The sequence below is a fragment of the Tenacibaculum sp. genome (assembly GCF_050290165.1).
Lineage (GTDB): Bacteria > Bacteroidota > Bacteroidia > Flavobacteriales > Flavobacteriaceae > Polaribacter.
Genome location: NZ_JBNKHD010000002.1, coordinates 434585 through 450493, shown reverse-complemented (window position 1 = coordinate 450493; position 15909 = coordinate 434585). Strand labels below are relative to the sequence as shown.

General features: G+C 32.0%; 17 protein-coding genes. 10 read left to right on the top strand and 7 right to left on the bottom strand.

Annotated elements, in window-relative coordinates:
* Positions 1–5: 5 nt before the first annotated feature.
* The 5 genes from ACQY6M_RS04170 (at position 6) to ettA (ending at position 4995) form a co-directional block, all read left to right on the top strand.
* A complete protein-coding gene (locus ACQY6M_RS04170) occupies positions 6–446 on the top strand; it encodes a MarR family winged helix-turn-helix transcriptional regulator (protein WP_428740545.1) in 441 nt (146 codons plus the stop codon).
* Between the two features lie 65 nt (positions 447–511).
* Positions 512–835, top strand: coding sequence for a phosphoribosylpyrophosphate synthetase (locus tag ACQY6M_RS04165; protein ID WP_428740544.1), 324 nt, complete (start codon positions 512–514; stop codon positions 833–835).
* A gap of 112 nt (positions 836–947) precedes the next feature.
* Positions 948–2972, top strand: coding sequence for an FAD-dependent oxidoreductase (locus ACQY6M_RS04160; protein WP_428740543.1), 2025 nt, complete (start codon positions 948–950; stop codon positions 2970–2972).
* 135 nt (positions 2973–3107) lie between these two features.
* Entirely contained in the window at positions 3108–3284 is a 177-nt protein-coding gene (locus ACQY6M_RS04155) for a CAL67264 family membrane protein (protein ID WP_243743952.1), read from the top strand.
* A 19-nt stretch (positions 3285–3303) separates the two neighbouring features.
* Complete coding sequence (ettA, locus tag ACQY6M_RS04150) at positions 3304–4995, top strand: energy-dependent translational throttle protein EttA (protein WP_428740542.1); 1692 nt, start codon at positions 3304–3306, stop codon at positions 4993–4995.
* Positions 4996–5220: 225 nt separating this feature from the next.
* On the opposite strand, the gene ACQY6M_RS04145 is transcribed toward ettA, so the two are convergent.
* The 5 genes from ACQY6M_RS04145 to argS form a co-directional block, all read right to left on the bottom strand.
* A complete protein-coding gene (locus tag ACQY6M_RS04145; protein WP_428740541.1) occupies positions 5221–5979 on the bottom strand; it encodes an alpha/beta fold hydrolase in 759 nt (252 codons plus the stop codon).
* A gap of 86 nt (positions 5980–6065) precedes the next feature.
* Positions 6066–6251, bottom strand: a complete 186-nt coding sequence (locus ACQY6M_RS04140) for a hypothetical protein (protein WP_428740540.1) — start codon at positions 6249–6251, stop codon at positions 6066–6068.
* Positions 6252–6421: 170 nt separating this feature from the next.
* Positions 6422–7810: a dihydrolipoyl dehydrogenase gene (gene lpdA / locus ACQY6M_RS04135; RefSeq protein WP_428740539.1), complete on the bottom strand. Its 1389-nt coding sequence runs from the start codon at positions 7808–7810 to the stop codon at positions 6422–6424.
* A gap of 38 nt (positions 7811–7848) precedes the next feature.
* Entirely contained in the window at positions 7849–8469 is a 621-nt protein-coding gene (locus ACQY6M_RS04130; protein WP_428740538.1) for a hypothetical protein, read from the bottom strand.
* 11 nt (positions 8470–8480) lie between these two features.
* Positions 8481–10253 (bottom strand): arginine--tRNA ligase, encoded by a 1773-nt coding sequence (gene argS / locus ACQY6M_RS04125; RefSeq protein ID WP_428740618.1) that lies wholly within the window; start codon positions 10251–10253, stop codon positions 8481–8483.
* A 121-nt stretch (positions 10254–10374) separates the two neighbouring features.
* Between argS and ACQY6M_RS04120 the strand changes: the two genes are divergently transcribed.
* The 4 genes from ACQY6M_RS04120 to ACQY6M_RS04105 all read left to right on the top strand — a co-directional run bounded on the left by ACQY6M_RS04120 (position 10375) and on the right by ACQY6M_RS04105 (position 13374).
* Positions 10375–10872 carry a YkgJ family cysteine cluster protein gene (locus tag ACQY6M_RS04120; RefSeq protein WP_428740537.1) on the top strand — a complete coding sequence of 166 codons (498 nt, stop codon included), beginning with the start codon at positions 10375–10377 and terminating at the stop codon, positions 10870–10872.
* Between the two features lie 49 nt (positions 10873–10921).
* Positions 10922–11761 (top strand): sterol desaturase family protein, encoded by an 840-nt coding sequence (locus tag ACQY6M_RS04115; RefSeq protein WP_428740536.1) that lies wholly within the window; start codon positions 10922–10924, stop codon positions 11759–11761.
* A gap of 238 nt (positions 11762–11999) precedes the next feature.
* Positions 12000–12530 carry a hypothetical protein gene (locus tag ACQY6M_RS04110; protein ID WP_428740535.1) on the top strand — a complete coding sequence of 177 codons (531 nt, stop codon included), beginning with the start codon at positions 12000–12002 and terminating at the stop codon, positions 12528–12530.
* A gap of 61 nt (positions 12531–12591) precedes the next feature.
* Positions 12592–13374: a hypothetical protein gene (locus ACQY6M_RS04105; RefSeq protein ID WP_428740534.1), complete on the top strand. Its 783-nt coding sequence runs from the start codon at positions 12592–12594 to the stop codon at positions 13372–13374.
* A 129-nt stretch (positions 13375–13503) separates the two neighbouring features.
* Here ACQY6M_RS04105 and ACQY6M_RS04100 read toward each other — a convergent pair whose 3' ends face one another.
* Together ACQY6M_RS04100 and ACQY6M_RS04095 are read right to left on the bottom strand one after the other, a co-directional pair.
* The gene (locus tag ACQY6M_RS04100; RefSeq protein WP_428740533.1) at positions 13504–14475 is read right to left on the bottom strand and encodes a hypothetical protein; all 972 of its coding nucleotides are present in this window, start codon (positions 14473–14475) and stop codon (positions 13504–13506) included.
* A gap of 19 nt (positions 14476–14494) precedes the next feature.
* On the bottom strand, positions 14495–15076 hold the full coding sequence (locus ACQY6M_RS04095; protein WP_428740532.1) for an adenylosuccinate lyase: 582 nt from the start codon (positions 15074–15076) through the stop codon (positions 14495–14497).
* 84 nt (positions 15077–15160) lie between these two features.
* On the opposite strand from ACQY6M_RS04095, the gene ACQY6M_RS04090 reads away from it, so the two are divergent.
* Complete coding sequence (locus ACQY6M_RS04090) at positions 15161–15829, top strand: toxin-antitoxin system YwqK family antitoxin (RefSeq protein ID WP_428744918.1); 669 nt, start codon at positions 15161–15163, stop codon at positions 15827–15829.
* Positions 15830–15909 lie beyond the last annotated feature (80 nt).

Here is a 15909-nt window from a genome sequence, read left to right as displayed (position 1 = left end):
TTGGTATGGAAGATATTTCAAAAGCGATCAACTCAAAATTTCCAAATAATAAAGTTAAAGCATTTATTAACATCAAGTATACAGCTAATTGGATTACAAGTAAGGAAAATGATTTTTTTAAGCCTTACGGAATATCTCCACAACAGTATAATATACTTCGAATTTTAAGAGGTGCTAAAAAACCAATAAAAGTTCAAACAATTAAGGATAGAATGGTTGAACGAGCACCCAATGCCACACGTTTAATGGATAAATTGTGTGAGAAGGAGTTGATAGAACGTGTTCGTTGTAAAGATGATAGAAGGGTAGTTTTTATAAGTATAGCCCAAAAAGGATTGATATTATTAAATACAATAGACGATACTTTACAGTTTGACTTTATAAATAACTTAACGGAAGAAGAAGCAAATACGCTAAGTGCTTTACTAGATAAAGTAAGACAATAGTTTTTGGTTTTTTACTCCGTTTTTATATCTAAGATTGAGGTTTTGACTTAAAAGTTGTATCTTTAATGAAAAAGCTAAAGATAGAAATTATGCACATTTATGACACACTTTCAGAAGCCATAGACGATCTAGATAAAAGAGGATACACCCTTGATTTTAATCTGACAGAAAATGGTATTGAGTGTAGGCGTACAAAAGAAGTTTACCCACCTGAAGTTTTTGAAGTTGTTGAGGTATACCGTTTTGAAGGAATGAGTAGTGCAGATGATAATTCAGTGGTATATGCTATAGAGATGGTAAAAGGTACTAAAGGAGTTTTGGTAGATGCTTATGGAGTTTATGCAGACTCTCTTTCTCCAGAAATGATTCAAAAGTTACGTTTTAAATAATTGTGAAATTTATCATATAAAAACTCGAAGATCATTTCTTCGAGTTTTTTATTTTCTAAAAAATTGTATCTTGCCATTTATTATGCGTGCATAATAATTTAAAATTAAAACAATGAAGTACAAACATATTTTTGAGCCTTTAGATTTAGGGTTTACTACCTTAAAAAATAGAATTTTAATGGGCTCTATGCATACTGGATTAGAAGAAGAAAAAAATGGTATAGAACGTATAGCTGCATACTATGCAGAACGTGCTAGAGGTGGAGTAGGCTTGATAGTTACAGGAGGAATATCACCTAATATACAAGGATGGACAGCTCCTTTTTCAGCTAGAATGAGTACAAGAAAACATGCACGTGAGCATAAAATAATTACGGAAGCAGTACACAAAGAAGGAGGTAAAATATGTATGCAAATTTTACACTCTGGACGTTACGGGTACCATCCATTTAATGTAGCTCCATCAAAAATTCAATCACCTATTACTCCGTTTAAACCTTTTGCTTTGAAGCAATCAGGAATACGAAGAACGATAAAGGATTTTGTAAACTGTGCTAAGTTATCGCAAGAAGCAGGGTATGATGGAGTTGAAATTATGGGATCTGAAGGGTATTTGATTAACGAATTTATTGTTAAAAGAACCAATGAAAGAACTGATAATTATGGTGGTGCTTATGAAAATAGAATACGTTTAGCAGTTGAGTTAGTTCAAAAAACTAGAGAAGCTGTTGGTGAGAACTTTATCATAATCTACCGTTTATCAATGTTAGACTTGGTAGAACAAGGTAGTACGTGGGAAGAAGTAGTGGCGCTTGGTAAAGAAATAGAAAAAGCGGGGGCAACCATTATCAATACAGGAATAGGTTGGCATGAAGCAAGAATACCTACTATAGCGACATCGGTTCCTAGAGCAGCATTTACTTGGGTGACTCAAAAAATGAAAGAAGAGTTGTCTATTCCGTTAGTTACTTCTAATCGAATTAATATGCCCGAAACAGCTGAAAGAGTACTTGCTGAAGGACATGCGGATATGATTTCTATGGCTCGTCCATTTTTAGCTGACCCAGAATGGGTAAACAAAGCTCAAGAAGAAAGGGAAGATGAAATTAATACCTGTATTGCCTGCAACCAAGCTTGTTTAGATCATGCTTTTCAAAAGAAAGTAGCTAGTTGTTTGGTAAACCCTCGTGCATGTCATGAAACGGAACTTAATTATAATCCAACTTCAAAAAAGAAAAAAATAGCGGTAGTAGGTGCAGGACCAGCAGGTTTATCTGCTGCTACTGTAGCCGCACAAAGAGGACACCAAGTAACTTTATTTGATGCTGATAAAGAGGTAGGAGGACAGTTCAATATAGCAAAGCAAATTCCAGGGAAAGAAGAATTTTATGAAACCATCCGTTATTTTAGGAAGCAATTAGATTTACACAAAGTAGATGTTAAGCTAAACACAAGAGTTTCTGCTGAAGATTTGTACAATGGAAATTTTGATGAGGTTATCTTAGCAACAGGGATAACACCTAGAACTCCAAGAATTGAAGGAGTTGATCACGAAAAGGTATTGAGTTATATTGATGTAATCAAGTTAAAAAAGCCAGTAGGAAAACGAGTAGCGGTTATTGGAGCTGGAGGAATTGGTTTTGATGTATCAGAATATTTAGCACATGAAGGAGAGAGTACTTCTCAAAATATAGATGCATGGTTAGAAGAATGGGGAATTGATAAAACTTTGGAAGCCCGTGCAGGAATAGAAGGTGTTACACCGAAAATTCATCCTTCACCTAGAGAAATTTTTATGTTCAAGCGTAGTAAAGGAAAGTTCGGAGGTAACTTAGGAAAAACTACAGGTTGGATACATCGTGCAGTACTAAAGAAGAAAAAGGTACAATTTATAGGAGAAGTACAGTACACAAAAATTGATGATGAAGGATTGCACTATATTCAAAATGAAGAACAAAAAATGTTACCAGTTGATAATGTAATTATTTGTGCAGGTCAAGTACCTTTCAAAGAATTATTAGAGCCATTAGAAGCTAAAGGGATGAAAGTTCATGTGATAGGAGGTGCCGATGTTGCTGCTGAATTAGATGCAAAGAGAGCGATAAATCAAGGAAGCAGATTAGCTGCTGAACTCTAGTTTTATATAAATTTAAAATCACTAAAGAAGTCTTACTTGCGTGAGACTTTTTTTATGCGTACTAAGAGAGTGAATAAGTCTAAATAATTACCGATATTTGTAGCTCACATTTTTTGAAAAAAGTAAATTATGGCAATGAACAAAAACACTGTCCTAGGTTGGGCAACACTTGTAATGATTTTAATGGGAATTTTACTTATTGGATTAGCAGTTTTTAAGTATGATGAAATAGCAGGATATGGTTTTGGAGCTGTTGGTTTAGGATTTTTCGCTAATGCATGGGTGTTTAATGCCTTAAAAGGAAGAGTTTAATTAAAGAAATTACATAGAAATGAGCGACGATAAAAAAGTCATTTTTTCAATGAATAAGGTCTCTAAGACCTATCAAAGTACAGGAAAACAAGTTTTAAAAGATATTTATTTAAGCTTCTTTTATGGGGCTAAAATTGGTATTTTAGGTTTAAATGGTTCAGGTAAATCTACCTTGTTAAAGATTATTGCAGGAGTAGAAAAAAACTATCAAGGAGATGTAACGTTTTCTCCAGGATATAAGGTAGGATACTTAGAGCAAGAACCTCAATTAGATGAAGACAAAACCGTTTTAGAAATTGTTAAAGAAGGAGTAGCAGATACAGTTGCTATTTTAGATGAATACAATAAAATAAACGATATGTTTGGATTAGAAGAAGTGTATTCTGACCCAGATAAAATGGATAAATTAATGGCGCGTCAAGCTGAATTACAAGATAAAATTGACGCTTCTAACGCTTGGGAATTGGATACCAAGTTAGAAATAGCTATGGATGCGTTACGTACGCCGGAAGGAGATAAAAAAATCGGAGTATTATCTGGTGGAGAGCGTCGTCGTGTTGCATTATGCCGTTTATTATTACAAGAACCAGAAATTTTATTACTAGATGAGCCTACCAACCACTTAGATGCAGAGTCTGTACATTGGTTAGAACATCATTTAGCACAGTATAAAGGAACGGTAATTGCGGTAACGCACGACCGTTATTTCTTAGATAACGTAGCAGGTTGGATTTTAGAATTGGATAGAGGTGAAGGTATTCCATGGAAAGGAAACTATTCTTCTTGGTTAGATCAAAAATCTCAACGTTTGGCACAAGAAAGTAAAACTGCTTCTAAGCGTCAAAAGACCTTAGAACGAGAGTTAGAATGGGTTCGTCAAGGAGCAAAAGGTCGTCAAACAAAGCAAAAAGCACGTTTGAAGAACTATGAAAAGTTAATGAGTCAAGACCAAAAGCAGACGGAAGAAAAATTAGAGATTTACATTCCAAATGGTCCACGTTTAGGAACCAATGTAATAGAAGCTACAGGTGTTTCTAAAGCATATGGAGATAAATTATTATACGAAAACTTAGAGTTTAACCTTCCGCAAGCTGGAATCGTAGGAATTATTGGTCCAAACGGAGCTGGTAAAACTACTATTTTCAGAATGATTATGGGAGAAGAAACTCCTGATGCGGGAAGTTTTACAGTAGGTGAAACTGCTAAAATTGCGTATGTAGACCAGTCGCATTCAAATATCGATCCAGAAAAGACTATTTGGGAAAACTTCTCAGAAGGTCAGGATTTAGTGATGATGGGAGGAAAACAGGTAAACTCTAGAGCATACTTAAGTCGTTTTAATTTCTCAGGAAATGAACAAAACAAAAAAGTTGCAACTTTATCAGGTGGAGAGCGTAACCGCTTACATTTAGCAATGACGTTAAAGGAAGAAGGAAACGTACTTTTATTAGATGAGCCAACAAACGATTTAGATGTAAATACCTTACGAGCGTTAGAGGAAGGTTTAGAAAATTTCGCAGGATGTGCTGTAGTAATTAGTCACGACCGTTGGTTTTTAGATCGTATTTGTACACACATATTGGCTTTTGAAGGAGATAGTCAAGTGTATTTCTTTGAAGGTTCTTTCTCTGATTATGAAGAGAATAAAAAGAAACGTTTAGGAGGTGATTTAATGCCAAAACGTATCAAATACAAGAAGTTAATTCGATAATAATTAGTTATCATATTATAAAACAAAACTCGAAGTTAGCAGCTTCGAGTTTTTTCTTTTTCAATAACAATTATCCCCTCAATGTTAAACTGTTTAGTAGATAGTTTTTCATAGTAACGGTATTATGTTAATGTTTTCTTAAATACAATTATTGTGCCGAAAAACTAAAAAAAAGCGCTTTTTTGTGTTAAGTTGTTATCTGCAGAAGTTTTTTATTGAAAATAATTATTTTTCTATAGAGCTATTGAGAAAGGCTTTTGACAACCTTAAAAACTCTTTTCTATTATCACCATCATGTGCATAGTGGCCTGTGTTAGGAACTATCCAGAGTTGAGAGTCATCTAGTGTTTGATGGAGTTTTACTACAGAATCGATAGGTATTTGTTCTGCTTTATCGCCTAAAATAAGCAATGTTTTAGCCTTAATTCTTTTTAGTTCTTCGTCTGTTAGTTTTATTTTATAATTAGCTAACTGATCTAAAATGCCTTTAATTTGTTCTTCTCCATAGGCATGATATTCTCTAATCCATTGAAATTTTTCAATATTATCATAGTTAAAAGTGTTAAGCATTGATGGAAAGTCTTGGCTATCCCAGTTTCCATTTGCTCCTATAATAATCATAGCTTCTACAAGTTCAGGACTCATACTACTTAATTCAAGAAGCACGTCTCCACCAAAACTCAAACCAATTCCTTTAACTTTTTTAATATTAAGATGTTTCATAAGAGTTAGCACATCTTCTGAAGCAGCTCTTACAGAAAATTGTTCTTCAAATTTACTTGATTTTCCATGCCCTCTAAGGTCTATTAAATACACTTCAAAATTATTAGAGTATTCTTTTACATATTCTAACCATGCAATAGAAGATTGTGTATATCCATGAAGTAAAATAAGAGGCTCTCCCTTACCATATACTTCGTAATAAATTTCAACATTGTTAATAGATACGCTTTCAGTTTTTTTAGCAATGATTGTATCCTTCATATTAAGTTGTTTTTTATGTAAAATTAAGTTTAAAAATAAAAACCTCACCTATGTAGGTGAGGTTTTTGTTTCTATTTTTTAATAGACTAACATTTTTCAAAATAGCCATTAACACAGCAATATGCAACATCGGTAATGCAATGCACAGGAGATGGATATTGACTATTGCAACTTAATCCCTCTCTTGGGCATATACTAGTAAAACCTCCTGTAATAGATTTTTGTTCAGATTTATTTAAAACTGAACCGATGTTTGAAATACTTTTTAGCATGATTATAAATTTTTAAGTAGCATAAATTTATATAATATGTATTGGAAGAGGCTTAAAAAAGACATAATAGAAGTAAGGAAATGGCATACTTTTTCTAAACAAAAAACCTCACCAAAATGGTGAGGTTTGTCAATCTTTATGTTTTCTAAAAATCTAGTGATTCTAAATAATTATAAGTGAATTACTTCATCATAAGCATCAGCAACTGCTTCCATAACCGCTTCACTCATAGTTGGGTGTGGGTGGATAGCTTTTAATACTTCGTGACCAGTAGTTTCTAATTTACGACCTAATACAGCTTCAGCAATCATATCAGTTACACCAGCACCAATCATGTGGCATCCTAACCATTCACCATACTTAGCATCGAAAATAACTTTTACAAATCCGTCAGGAGTACCCGCAGCTTTTGCTTTACCAGATGCAGAGAATGGGAATTTTCCAATCTTTAACTCGTAACCTGCTTCTTTAGCTTGATCTTCTGTTAAACCTACAGAAGCAATCTCAGGAGTAGCATAAGTACAACCAGGAATGTTACCGTAGTCAATAGTTTCAGTATGCAATCCAGCGATTTTTTCAACACAAGTAATTCCTTCGGCAGAAGCAACGTGTGCTAAAGCAGGACCAGGAGTTACATCACCTATGGCATAGTATCCTGGAATGTTCGTTTGATACCAGTCGTTTACTAAAATTTTATCTCTATCAGTAATAATTCCAACATCTTCTAAACCGATGTTTTCAATATTAGTTTTAATTCCAACAGCTGATAATACGATGTCTGCTTCTAAAATTTCTTCTCCTTTTTTAGTTTTTACGGTAGCTTTTACTCCATCACCAGAAGTATCAACAGACTCTACAGAAGAACTTGTCATTACTTTAATTCCTGCTTTTTTGAAAGAACGTTCCATTTGTTTAGAAACATCTTTATCTTCTACAGGAACAATTGTTGGCATAAATTCAACAACGGTTACATCCGTTCCCATTGAGTTATAGAAGTGTGCAAATTCCACTCCAATAGCTCCAGAACCTACAACAATCATCGATTTTGGTTGCGTTGGTAAGCTCATTGCTTCACGGTAACCGATTACTTTTTTACCATCTTGTGGTAAACTTGGTAATTCACGAGAACGAGCTCCAGTTGCAATGATAATATGATCAGCTGAATACTCTGTTACTTTACCATCTTTATCAGTAACATCTACTTTTTTTCCAGCTTTTACTTTACCGAATCCGTCGATGATATCAATTTTATTTTTCTTCATTAAGAACTGAACACCTTTGCTCATTCCTTCAGCAACACCACGACTACGTTTAATCACCGCTTCAAAATCTTTATCGATAGCTTCTGCTTTTAAACCATACTCATCAACATGTTTTAAATAATCATATACTTGTGCAGATTTTAATAATGCTTTGGTAGGAATACATCCCCAGTTTAAGCAAATTCCACCTAAGTTTTCTTTCTCTACTACAGCGGTTTTAAATCCTAATTGAGAGGCTCTAATGGCAGTCACATAACCTCCAGGACCACTTCCGATTATTAGTACGTCGTATTTCATGTCGTTTATTTTACTTGTTGTTTGTTTATTTTTGATATTTAGTTACAATTCCCATTATAAAAATTAATCATATCTTCTACTGCTGTTCCTTGGTTTTGAAAAAAGCCACTATAATCCTTTGCGAAATTTTCTTTAACACTTTTTTTATCCTTTATTAATTTAAGGAATTTAGGACAATCAGATGTGTATTTCATGATAATCTTTCTGAATTTATTTTTTTTGGGATTTATTGGTAAATGTTCAATAAGATCTGAATCTCTTTTTCCTATTAAGTAAGCAGTAGTAGTGCTACCTCCCATCATCATTCCATTTGGAGTCATAAGACCAGGACTACTTCTTGTATAAGAGTACAATTCTAATTTACCAACAATTCTCCTTTTAATTAATAAAATTCTCTTGTTCTTTATAGTAATTTTATAAAGGTACTCATCACCATTTAAAAACTTTACTTTTTTTACTTTCTTGTAATTTAAAATTGTTTTTTTGTCTTCTTTCGTTTTCTTAAATTTAATTTTATCATTTATAGAAATTTTGATAAAACCAGTTTCTTCATTTCCATCTCTATAAGTAATTTTTCCTTCTTCATAATTATTAAATAATGATTGAGAATTTAAACTTAAAGAAATAAGGATAAGTAAAAATGTAAGATTTCTTTTCATGTTAGCCTATTTTACATTCTTTCAGGAACTTGAATTCCTAATAATTTGAATGCAGATTTTATGGTATCAGCTACTTTTTTAGATAACTGAACTCTAAATACTTTTTTATCTTGATTTTCTTCTCCTAAAATAGATACGTTTTGATAGAATGAGTTGAACTCTTTTACCAAGTCGTAGGTATAATTCGCAATCACAGCAGGTGAATAATTGCTCGCTGCTTGTTGAATTACTTCAGGATACAATTCTAATTGCTTGATGAGTTCTTTTTCTTTTTCGTGTAATTCTACTGATACAGGCGTTGAATAGTCAAAATCAGCTTTACGTATGATAGATTGAATTCTCGCATAGGTATATTGAACAAACGGACCTGTATTTCCTTGGAAATCTACCGATGCTTGCGGATCAAACAAAATTCTCTTTTTAGGATCTACCTTTAAAATAAAGTATTTTAAAGCACCTAATCCGATAATTCTATATAACTCCTCTTTTTCTTCAGTTGAATATCCTTCTAGCTTTCCTAATTCTTGAGAGATTTGACGAGCTGTATCGGTCATTTCATCCATTAAATCATCGGCATCAACAACAGTTCCTTCACGAGATTTCATTTTTCCTGAAGGTAAATCAACCATTCCGTAACTTAAGTGGAATAATTGTTTAGCCCAAGAGTACCCTAATTTTTGTAAGATTAAGAACAATACTTTAAAGTGGTAATCTTGTTCGTTACCTACGGTATATACCATTCCGTTTACATCAGGAAAATCTTTTGAACGTTGAATAGCAGTCCCAATATCTTGGGTCATATACACTGCTGTTCCGTCAGAACGTAACACTAGTTTTTCGTCTAGTCCTTCGTCAGTTAAGTCACACCAAACAGAACCGTCTTCTTTTCTGAAGAAAACACCATTTTTAAGTCCTTCTTCAATAACATCTTTTCCTAATAAATAGGTATTGCTTTCGTAGTATAATTTGTCAAAGTTAACTCCGATGTTTTCATAAGTAACGTCGAAACCTTTGTATACCCATCCATTCATCATTTCCCAAAGAGCAACAACTTCCTTATCTCCAGCTTCCCACTTACGAAGCATTTCTTGTGCTTCAACAAATAAAGGAGCTTGTTTTTTAGCATCGTCTTCAGAAATTCCTTTGGCAACTAATTCCGAAATTTCTTTTTTATATTCTTGATCGAATTTTACGTAGTAATTACCGACTAATTTATCTCCTTTCAATCCTGTAGATTCAGGCGTTTCGTTATTTCCAAATTTAGCCCAAGCCAACATCGACTTACAAATATGGATACCACGATCGTTGATAATTTGTGTTTTGTAAACTTTATGTCCTGCAGCTTTTAAAATCTCAGCAACCGAATATCCTAACAATACATTACGAACATGTCCTAAGTGTAGTGGTTTGTTGGTGTTTGGAGATGAATATTCCACCATACGTGCATCCGTTTCGTTTTCTTTTACGAAACCATAAGTAGTATCGGTAGCTATTTGATTAAAAAAGTTTACATAAAAAGAATCGTCAACCACCAAATTTAAAAAGCCCTTTACTACATTGTAGCTAGTAACTTCGTAGATGTTTTCGACTACATATTTTCCTAAATCTTCACCAATTTGAACCGGATTTCCTTTTTTGTACCGTAATAAAGGAAAAACAACAACAGTAATGTCTCCTTCAAAATCTTTACGGGTTGCTTGAAATTCTACAGTTGGAATTTCTACATCATATAAGGCTAAAAATCCTTCTTTTACTTTCGCTTCAATTAACGATTGAATATTCATTGGTTCTTTTTGATTATCGGACAAAATTAGTGTTTTTAATTTTTTATTCCCACGATTTTACTTATGATTTTTTGAAGCATATATATGAGATACTTCAACACTCCTTTTGTACCTTTGCACCATGGACAAAGACCTTGAAAACTTATCGAAATTAGCGAAAGACGCTTTACAGGAAAACAAGAAGTATTTTCAAAAATTAAAAAAACGTACACCTAAACGTTTGGATTTATTAATGCAAGAATTGCATGATGAAGAATTTGAACGTACCGATTGTTTAACATGTGCTAATTGTTGTAAAACAACTTCTCCAATATTTACTGAGAAAGATATTGAGCGTATTGCAAAACATTTAAAAATGAAAGTGATTGACTTTACACAACAGTATTTGAGAAGAGATGAGGATAATTTTATGGTATTGCAATCTGCACCATGTACTTTTTTAGATGAGTCTGATAATACCTGTTTTATTTATGATGTGCGTCCCAAAGCTTGTTCGGAATATCCACATACCAATCGCAAGAAATTTATTCAGTTAGCAGACTTAACAATTAAAAACACGGAGGTTTGTCCAGCTACCTATAGAATAATAGAAGAGCTTAAAAAAAGGTTACCTCAATAGGAAATAACAAATCATATATTTTTCCTATTTTTAGGAAAAATATAATACCTTGGAAACCCTTATACATTATTTTGAAACTATACCTTCTAGTCACAGAAGTATCATTTTAGTGAGTGGAATAACCTTTTTTTGGTTACTGGAAGGTGCTGTGCCTTTATTCAATTTTAAATACAATAAATGGAAACATGCTTTTCCTAATTTATTTTTCACAGCCACTACTATAATCATCAATTTTGTATTAGCATTTTTGTTGTTAAAAACTGCTGATTGGGTACAAACAAATAACTTTGGATTGATTAATTGGTTGCCAAAAATGCCCTTATGGTTGTATGTGTTGTTAGGAGTGTTGTTTTTAGATTTTTTTGGCGCGTATTTAGCACATTTAGTAGAGCATAAGGTAAAGCCTTTATGGATGGTACATTTGGTTCATCATTCAGATCATAAGGTAGATACTACCACTGCAAATAGGCATCATCCAATAGAAAGTGTCATTCGTTTTATATTTACATTGACGGGAGTATTTTTGGTAGGAACTCCTATTGCTATAGTAATGTTGTATCAATCGATGTCATTGGTATTTACACAATTAACCCATGCTAATATAAAAATGCCTAAAAAGTTAGATAAGGTTTTGAGTTATGTAATTGTTTCACCAGATATGCATAAAGTACATCATCATAATTTATTGCCATATACCGATTCTAACTACGGAAATATATTTTCTATTTGGGATCGAATATTAGGAACTTATATGGAGTTGGATAGAGAAAAGATAGTATATGGTGTCGATACGTTTCCTGATGAGAAAAAGAATTCTGACTTAATAGAGCTATTAAAGCAACCTTTTCAAGGGTATCGGAAACCTACAAATATAAAAGATGTAAAATAAAATTTTAAAAGGGATGCACTTAGGTTCATCCCTTTTTTTGTGAGAAAAGCACATTTTTGTATGAATAATAAGGAAAAGTGTTTAGAAAGTTTTTAATTTTAAATTGTTGATAATTAGTTGTTTTCTTGTTTTGGAAAGGAGGTTTTTCCTCTAAAACAAATAACTTTTCCCCTGAAGTTTTAGCGATGTTGATTACATAGTTTTGATAACAGTAATTAACCCCGAAAACTATTATTTTATGAAACAACTACAAAAAATTGTACTTGTAGGAGTCGCTTTTATGATGCTGCAAGCATGTCAAAAAGAAGACATTACAAGCGAACTGTTAAACCACAAAAACTTAGAAGTAAAACAAGCTCGAGCATATTACGCACCCTGGGTATATGTTATGGATTGGCGTTTTAGTAGAGGAACTTGTACTACAGGTCCTGGAGTGTGTTTTAAAAATGATGATGGAGACATACTTGTGTATGGAAACGCGAGTTCAGGTTCATCTGAAGAAGTAAAAGAAACTTTCTCAAAACTTTTAGAAGGAAATAACGATGAAGATAACGGTGTGATAGCGTTCAGAAATGAAGGTGAATCGTTACGTTTGGTATTTTCAAGAAGTTTAGAAGAAGAAGATTTGATTATTTCAGAAGATGTGTATCTAAGAGATGATATAGTAAAGGAATTAGAGAAAACTAATATTACTTTACGAGCAGGTAAATACGTTGTAGATTATTCTCGTTTTAAAAACGGAGAGGTTTTAATACCTGTAAAAAATTAAAAAACTAACTAATCAAACAAATTCTTAATAAAGATTAAGAGTTTTAAAAAATTAAGAAAAAATGAAAAAACAAAATATATTATGGATGGCTGTTATGTTTCTAACAATATTTATCAGTTGTCAAAATGAAGAAGTTGTAGAAAATGAAGCTAAAGGAAAAGAAACAGAATTAGCTAGAGAAAGTGCCGTAGTTATTAATCACACGTACGATTATTATGGAAAAGAATTTAAGGTGTCGTATGTGTATGATGAAGAAACAGGTGAAGTACTAAAAGCAGATGGAGATGTTGATATGGCACAAGAAATTTTTGGAGATGAAGAAAGAGCTCCAAAATCATTATTCTTTGATAATCAAAAAGAAGGAAGTACTGATATTCAAGTTAAAGTTTTTGATAATGGAGAAGACTTACAAGAGTATGCTTCAAAAGTAGCAGAAGAATTTCCAGGAGATCAAGTAGCTACAGAAGGAAAAGCATCTAAAGGATGTAGTGATTATGACATTTATGGCTCAGGTAACTTTTACTTCTATAAGCATATATATTACAATACATATATGAGTGGTATGAGTAGAACAAACAGATATTATTACCGAGATTATTGGGTAGGTAGTGGCTATAACGATCAACTATCTTCTTTAATTGTAAAAAAACCATGGAATAGAAGAGCTTTGGTGTACTTATACCAACATTCTTGTTATGGAGGAAAAGTTATAGGCTTTTATCAATCAACAGGTCCTTCAGGTTTTGGAATAGCTAACCTTAAATGGTATACCATGTCAGGTTGGTGGTTCTGGAGAAAATCTTGGAATGATCAGGTTTCATCTACTAAAGGATGGGCATGGTAATAAAATAAACTATAACTATTTAGTTGCTTGTAAAATAATAAATGAACCTCAGAAGATTTTTCTTTTGAGGTTTTATAATTGTTTTTTGGAATTAAATAAAACTCTAGTTGTAAAAAATCTAAACTTGAATTATTTGAAGTATAGGTTAAATTCCGTTCTTATATTAATGTCATTTTTATTACCAATGTCTAAAAGTTGTTTTTTTAATGATAAATAATTTTCAATTTGAATTTTCGGATTTATTGAGATTACATAACTAGATTCAGGTTTTAAAGTATTTAATTTATTGATGTCTTTTTTATTGTTAATTTTTATTAAACTAGGAGAATATTTTTTAAAGTACTCTTCTCTACTTAATGATTTTGGTATTTGTTTAGGTATTTTATAATCATAATATTTTTCAATTTGTGAATCCCAAAGTTGGAATTTGTCTAAAAAACCATTGTATAAATTTGTTTTTGGGTCGTAGCTTGTTAATAATAAAGCAGCTCTTCTATTAATACTACCTAATTCAAAATAAGAATTAATGACATCAATAGTTTCAAGATTAGAGCCTAAATAAATAACAGAAACAGGAATGTCAAAATGTATGTCAAATTGAAAACGATGTATTTCATTAAAATTAGAAGTAATTTCTTCGTTCAGCTTTAATATTGTAATTCCAGAATTATTTTTAAACAAATGAATACCTCCATCAAATCTTACTAATGAGTCAGTTGTAATCATACCCAAATTTTTTATTCCAATTAAGTCATAAGTAATTAAGCTTTCGTTATAAGAATAATCTTCCCAAAAACTATATTTATAATTATTTATAACAATTGTTGAATCATTAGAATTGAATGAAAAATTATAGTTTAAAGTGTCATTTTTTAAATAATAACTTATTCTATTTTTTGATATTTTGAATTTTCCTTTTGAAACATAGGTGTAGATGTCTTCAAGATAGACAGAATCATTTTTAAACATTATTGTAGGTAAACTTGAAAAAGAACCATCTTTATCAATGTTCATCCAAACCCCCTTAAAATTTTCAGGATTGAATTCTTTTTTACAAGAAACTGTTCCTAGCAGAATTAAAAAGTAAATTAATTTTTTCATAGCACTTTTTTAAATATCATCAAAAAGTAGACCTTTTTTCAATCAATCCTAGAATTTTCTTACCTCTCGCTTCACAACCTTTGCTTTCATGAATCACTTTTGTACGGATAATATGTTCTAGTTCAGAATGAATCCAGTCTTTTTGAAGTCCAAAGAGGTATAGTGTGTTCATTGTATAAGCTTTCACAGCTATTTTTTGGTCGGTAATTAACCAGTCAAATCCCGTTTCAACTAGTAAATCAATATGATTTTGGGTTAAGAGCTTTTTAGTATTATTTTCTTTTTTTGAAGTATAAGCTGTAGCCAAGTGTTCACAAATCTTAGCACAGGGTCTAATAGCACTATCAAAATGTACTTCGGAAATATGTTTAGAAAATATATCAAGATAAGGAAGAATATTTTCTATTCCATGATGTGTACACATCCATTCTAAAACCCAAGCAGCTTTAATAGAGAGCTTGTTATCAACCTCAAAAGTAATATCCACTAAATATTTTATCAATTCAGGTTGCGCTAATACAATATTTGAAGCATTATCTCTGTTTATTCTAGCAGGGTTGTCTACATTTTCTAAAACAGAAGTTAAAAAATCAACACTCATTTTGGTATGGTTTATGTAAATTTGAATGATAAAAGAAATAATAGCATGATAAATATAAAGAGGATATTTTCAACAACACTTCTATTGTCAGTATTTTTTATGACTACTGCACAGGCTCAAAAAATTAATCAGTTTGATGCTGAAGGAAAAAGAGACGGAGTTTGGAAGAAATATTACGATGATAATGTAAATAAAATAAGATATTCAGGGCAATTTAAAAATGGAAAAGAAGTAGGGACTTTTAAGTTTTATGAACGAAATTCTTACGGAGTTCCATCTATGACCAAAGATTTCTCTGCAAAGTCTGACAGTGCTTTTGTGCAATTTTTCACCCCAAAAGGAAAAGTAAAAACAAAAGGTTGGACTATAGGTAAAAATAGAGTAGGTAAATGGACATACTATTTTGCTGATGGAAAATTATTTTCAGAGGAAGAGTATGTAGATGGAAAGTTAGATGGAGTTTTAAAAAACTATTATAGAAACGGAAATTTAACCGAAGAAACCAACTATAAAGGAGGACAGAAAAACGGATTGTCTAAAATTTTTACAGAATCAGGTATTCTAATAGAAGAGGTTTACTATGTGGATGGTAAATTAGAAGGAGAAGGAAAGTACTATGATTTAAAAGGAGATTTAAAAGAAAAAGGAATGTACAAAAATGGTAAACGAGATGGTAAATGGGAGTTTTATATGGATGGAGAAATCGTTACCGGTAAGAGAAAAAGAAATGTACATTCAATTCCTAAAAATTAACTGCTAGATATTAAGAGATGGTGAACTAAGATATATTAGAGTCCATCAATTTTTACAATGACGTCATCAATTATTTCCAT

Coding starts and splice junctions, on each gene's coding strand:
- argS (WP_428740618.1), bottom strand. CDS start 10,253: ATGAATATTCAATCGTTAATTGAAGCGAAAGTAAAAGAAGGATTTTTA.
- ACQY6M_RS04170 (WP_428740545.1), top strand. CDS start 6: ATGGAAGATATTTCAAAAGCGATCAACTCAAAATTTCCAAATAATAAA.
- ACQY6M_RS04110 (WP_428740535.1), top strand. CDS start 12,000: ATGAAACAACTACAAAAAATTGTACTTGTAGGAGTCGCTTTTATGATG.
- ACQY6M_RS04140 (WP_428740540.1), bottom strand. CDS start 6,251: ATGCTAAAAAGTATTTCAAACATCGGTTCAGTTTTAAATAAATCTGAA.
- ACQY6M_RS04105 (WP_428740534.1), top strand. CDS start 12,592: ATGAAAAAACAAAATATATTATGGATGGCTGTTATGTTTCTAACAATA.
- ACQY6M_RS04130 (WP_428740538.1), bottom strand. CDS start 8,469: ATGAAAAGAAATCTTACATTTTTACTTATCCTTATTTCTTTAAGTTTA.
- ACQY6M_RS04095 (WP_428740532.1), bottom strand. CDS start 15,076: ATGAGTGTTGATTTTTTAACTTCTGTTTTAGAAAATGTAGACAACCCT.
- ACQY6M_RS04145 (WP_428740541.1), bottom strand. CDS start 5,979: ATGAAGGATACAATCATTGCTAAAAAAACTGAAAGCGTATCTATTAAC.
- ACQY6M_RS04155 (WP_243743952.1), top strand. CDS start 3,108: ATGAACAAAAACACTGTCCTAGGTTGGGCAACACTTGTAATGATTTTA.
- ACQY6M_RS04160 (WP_428740543.1), top strand. CDS start 948: ATGAAGTACAAACATATTTTTGAGCCTTTAGATTTAGGGTTTACTACC.
- ACQY6M_RS04100 (WP_428740533.1), bottom strand. CDS start 14,475: ATGAAAAAATTAATTTACTTTTTAATTCTGCTAGGAACAGTTTCTTGT.
- ettA (WP_428740542.1), top strand. CDS start 3,304: ATGAGCGACGATAAAAAAGTCATTTTTTCAATGAATAAGGTCTCTAAG.
- ACQY6M_RS04165 (WP_428740544.1), top strand. CDS start 512: ATGAAAAAGCTAAAGATAGAAATTATGCACATTTATGACACACTTTCA.
- ACQY6M_RS04120 (WP_428740537.1), top strand. CDS start 10,375: ATGGACAAAGACCTTGAAAACTTATCGAAATTAGCGAAAGACGCTTTA.
- lpdA (WP_428740539.1), bottom strand. CDS start 7,810: ATGAAATACGACGTACTAATAATCGGAAGTGGTCCTGGAGGTTATGTG.